General features: G+C 72.2%; 1 pseudogene. It reads left to right on the top strand.

The features are described 5' to 3' along the window. Window positions 1-227 (top strand): annotated as a pseudogene (locus BN358_RS26535) (hypothetical protein); the annotation flags it as partial.

Below are 227 nucleotides of genomic sequence, written 5' to 3'. Positions count from 1 at the left end.
AGAGCGTCACCGTCAACATCCGGCCGGAGGCCACGTCCAACGGCGTGGTCACCGCACGCGCCTACGTCGCGACCGAGAGCGGACGCAGGGTCACCGCCGACACCCCGATCACGATCGAGGTCACCGACCTCGGAGTGGTGGCCTGGATCATCGTCGGCGTGTCCGGCCTGGTCCTGGTCGGGGCGACGGCGTGGCGGATCCGCCAGGTCCGGCGCAGGCTCGCGGCC

It is taken from the genome of Sedimentibacter sp. B4, from assembly GCF_000309315.1.
Classification (GTDB): domain Bacteria; phylum Bacillota; class Clostridia; order Tissierellales; family Sedimentibacteraceae; genus Sedimentibacter; species Sedimentibacter saalensis.
Note: the sequence above shows the minus strand (reverse complement) of the source record. Positions and strands in the feature narration are given on the sequence as shown.